Origin of the sequence: Candidatus Oleimmundimicrobium sp. (assembly GCF_030651595.1) — a bacterium.
In the GTDB taxonomy this organism is placed as follows: Bacteria; Actinomycetota; Aquicultoria; order UBA3085; family Oleimmundimicrobiaceae; genus JAUSCH01.
Window position 1 is genome coordinate 1 of sequence record NZ_JAUSCH010000096.1, and the last position, 3,889, is coordinate 3,889.

Annotated in this window: 6 protein-coding genes; 4 read left to right on the top strand and 2 right to left on the bottom strand. The window is 38.7% G+C overall.

Features of this window, described 5'->3' with window-relative positions:
* The 3 genes from Q7U95_RS05795 to Q7U95_RS05805 all read left to right on the top strand — a co-directional run.
* Positions 1-229, top strand: a 229-nt coding sequence (locus tag Q7U95_RS05795; RefSeq protein WP_308752688.1) for a hypothetical protein, incomplete at its 5' end; no start/stop codon positions are given.
* 290 nt (positions 230-519) lie between these two features.
* A complete protein-coding gene (gene coaE, locus Q7U95_RS05800) occupies positions 520-1,119 on the top strand; it encodes a dephospho-CoA kinase (RefSeq protein WP_308752690.1) in 600 nt (199 codons plus the stop codon).
* Positions 1,120-1,148: 29 nt separating this feature from the next.
* Entirely contained in the window at positions 1,149-1,298 is a 150-nt protein-coding gene (locus Q7U95_RS05805) for a hypothetical protein (RefSeq protein ID WP_308752692.1), read from the top strand.
* A gap of 163 nt (positions 1,299-1,461) precedes the next feature.
* Here Q7U95_RS05805 and Q7U95_RS05810 read toward each other — a convergent pair whose 3' ends face one another.
* On the bottom strand, positions 1,462-1,932 hold the full coding sequence (locus tag Q7U95_RS05810) for a CBS domain-containing protein (protein ID WP_308752694.1): 471 nt from the start codon (positions 1,930-1,932) through the stop codon (positions 1,462-1,464).
* A complete protein-coding gene (locus Q7U95_RS05815; protein ID WP_308752696.1) occupies positions 1,929-3,161 on the bottom strand; it encodes a cation:proton antiporter in 1,233 nt (410 codons plus the stop codon). The genes Q7U95_RS05810 and Q7U95_RS05815 overlap by 4 nt, the downstream gene beginning before the upstream one ends.
* 416 nt (positions 3,162-3,577) lie before the next feature.
* Between Q7U95_RS05815 and hisG the strand changes: the two genes are divergently transcribed.
* The coding region (hisG, locus tag Q7U95_RS05820) for an ATP phosphoribosyltransferase (RefSeq protein ID WP_308752698.1) at positions 3,578-3,889 on the top strand (312 nt) is incomplete at its 3' end.

Here is a 3,889-nt window from a genome sequence, read left to right on the forward strand (position 1 = left end):
AGAGGAAGTTAAAGAGGAAGTTAAAGAGGAAAAGATAGAAGAACCTAAAGAAGTTAAAGAGGAAGCAAAAGAGGAAGTTAAAGAGGAAAAGATAGAAGAACCTAAAGAAGTTAAAGAGGAAGTTAAAAAGGAAGAGGAAGAAGAAGAAGAGGAAGTAGTGCCTGAACCAGGCTCACTTGAAGAAGCTTTGCAACAAATGAAAAAAGAGAGAGCTCAAAAAAAAGAGTAATTAATGAAGATGACACGATTTTAAAATAAGCTTGAGGAAGTAGCTAATTTATTAAAACACTGGTTTAGGACACATGATATTTTAATTCCGTTTTCCGTTTATTTTAAGAATAAGCATATATATGAGTGATTTTTAAAGCGGGGAATTAAGGTTAAAAACAAGATAGTTACTGGCTACGTTTTTACTTGTTTTAGTTTCTCCTTATTTTTATTTCCATGATAGATTTTTTATAAAGAACTAATAATATTTATGAATTTTTTAATTAAATATCGATAAACGGAGGATTTATCGTGTTGATTTTAGGTGTAACCGGATGTATTGGTTCTGGGAAAAGTACTGTTGCAAAAATGTTGGCTGCTCGAGGAGCTCGGATAATTGACGCAGATGCTATAGCTTGCGATGTAGTTGTTCCTAATTCTGAAACATTTATCCAGGTTGTAAGTGAATTTGGTCGGGTTGTATTAAAAGAAGACGGCACGCTGGATAGAAAAAGAATTGCAAAGATTGTTTTCAATGATTTACGCAAACTTGTAATTTTAAATAATATTATTCATCCGGCAATAATAGGTAGCATTAAGAAGACGCTTGATAAGTATCAAAGAACCTTACCTACTGAAAAAGTTGTTGTTATTGATGCACCGCTAATTGTTGAAACCGAGCTTCTTTCATTGATTGACTCTTTGTTGGTTGTCGTAGCCGATGAAAAAATTCGTCTGGAACGTTTGTTAAAAAGAGGTTATTCAAAAGATGATGCTATAGCGAGGATGAAGATACAAACTCCTCAGGATGTTCTCCTTAAACATGCAGATTATGTAATTGAAAACGAAGGAACATTAGAAAAGCTTAAAGAGAGAGTTGATGAGTTGTGGGAAAAGATAATTGGCAGATAGCAAATGCCTGCCCGCCTTTGGAGGGGCGGATGGCAGATAGCATATGGCTTTTATGGCAGATAGCTTATGGCTTATGGCAGATGGCGAATAGCTTATGGCTGATAGTAGAAAGTGAGAGCAAAAACAAACAAACTCCCAACTCCCGACTAAGAGACTATCGACTGATGGGTATAGGGTAAAGGGTAATGGGTAAAAAAACTGTAAACTGTAAATATTAAATTGCAAAATTGTTTCCCTTTTGGTTTCAAAACTTTAAAATTTCCAATTTCCATTTTACAATTAGCTGCGAAGCAGCTATGGCTTATGGGTTGCGAGATGAGATTACTGAACCCAGAAAGGAACTTACTTCTTCCGAGTCGGGATTATCCTCTTTGTAAGTTTTGAAATCATGCTCTTTTGGGACTTTTTTTTGGGTTCTTTGGCGAGGATCTTTATCACAATATCGCGCTGACAGATCATCCCGACTAATTTTCCGTCATCCACAACCGGCAGGATTCTTTTTGCGTGCTCAAACATTACATCGATGACATCGGATATTGTGTTATCAGGGCTCACTGTGACTACGGGAGAGACCATTATGTCTCTTACTTGATCTGCAAAGACGCTTTGAAGGTTTTGCCTTCTATATATTTTTAAGAGGTCTTTTTTCGTGACAATACCGCTTAGTTTACCTTCATCGTCAACTACGGGGAAACCGTGAAAATTGTATTTCCTGAACTTATCGGCAAGCTCATCAAGAGAATTATTTTCATTCACGGTTATGACATTCTTTTTCATTATTTCTTTTACTTCGGCATGTGGCAGTCTGTTCATCCCAATTCCCTCTTTTCTTCGGGGACTTCATTTGCTTTAAAAATTGCCCATTTAGTAAAAGGCGGTCCTATAATCTGGAAGATTAAGGTTGTGCCCGCGATTACGTTTATTGCTAACAGTCCAAGCTCTCGCCCTGCCGCGCCGTATGGCTGAAAGTCACTGAGCGCTTGTATAGATAAACCGATAGCTACGCCCGCTTGAGATAGGAGGCAAAAACCGAGGTATTTTCTGACGGTCTCCGGTGCATTTGATACGCGTCCACCGACCCATGTACCGATACTTTTTCCGAGTACTCTGTTAATTATATAAGCCAATCCTATAAGGCCGAGTTTTGCTAGTAAACTTATTTGGAGTCGTGCCCCCGCGAGTATAAAAAACAAGACAAATATTGGAGGAGTAATTCTTTGAACGACATCAAATATCTCCGTTCTTTTATTAATATTTATAACCGTGGCCCCCATGGCCATATTTGAGAGAATTAAAGAGGAATGAAACATTGAGGCCAGTCCGGTACAGAGCGCTATCGAGCCGATTCCTAAGATCATTAAAGCTTCACGATCGTGAATTTTCTTAATCGTATAAGCTAATATGGCGCCGACAAGTATTCCGATGAATAAAGAACGTCCTATTTCTAGAAGCGGTCCCTCTAAAAGATGAAGAGCTGATGATATATTTTGATGGGCCAGAAGTGTTTTTATCATGACGGCTGAGAAAGCATAGATTATAATTGCCGCGGCATCATCTAGTCCCACAACCGCGTATAAAGTTGTTGTAAGAGGGCCCGATGATTCGTACTCTCGCAGGACATCGACCGTTGCAGCGGGAGCTGTAGCTGATGCTAATGCGCCGAAAAGAAGCGCGACTGTAAGTTTTTGTGTGCAGGCATAGATGGCAATGGTTACAAAGATAAAGGCGCCAAGACTTTCCAGTATTGTGATGGTGAATATACTCTTCCCGAGTTTCTTAAAGACCGCGATGGACATTTCCCCGCCTATCGCAAAACCTATGAAGGCAAGAGCAAACGAGCTTATCATATCCAGACTATTTAGTGTTTGCTCATTGAAGATACCTAAGAATGATTTTCCGAGTAGAAGACCGATGATGATAAAACCTACCACCTGAGGAGCTTTAAAAATTTTTTTACCTAATCTACCACCGAAGAAACCAATTAAAATAGCAAGTCCCAGAAGGGTGATTAAAAAATTAACAGACGGTGAAGCCAACGACATTTAACAGAGTCACTTCCTAATGAAGAATTAATGTTTTCCAGAAACTAGTCTGACGATATTTATAGCACCAGTTTTACTGGTAGTCAAATTATTGCAGCTAATTTAGCTCGTTGTGGATTTTAATACTCATTGAATATTTTTGAGAGTTTCTATTGTATAATTCATTTACGAGAGGGATATTTTTGCCTGGTAAAATTGTGATTTGTGATGCGAGAGAACATAATTTAGGGGATATATAGTCGGTCGAGGTAAGGAACACAGTTTTAGTAATCGAATACTAATTGGATGTAGTTAAGGCGGGTATGTTGTTGCAACCGGAATGCCTGAAGAGGTAGTTAAAACCTCTGTTTTTATACGGGCAAATTTTTAAGGAAAATGTTAAAAATAGAATAGATATTTGGAGGGAGAGAGAGGATATGTTAAGTATCGCACTACCAAAAGGGAGCTTGGAGGAGCAAACCCTGATGCTTTTTGCTCAGGCGGATCTTCCGATAAAGAAAGGAAGTCGTCAATACAATCCGACAGTGAATGATCCGAGAATAGATAGGATTAAAATTTTAAGGCCACAGGAGATACCCAAATATGTAGAAGAGGGCTATTTTGATTTAGGAATATCGGGGAAAGATTGCATCGTGGAATCAGGAGCGGATGTTGTTGAGATTGCCGATATGCCCTATGCCAAAACGGGGACCGGCAAAATGAGGATGGTTATTGCCGTACCGGACAAT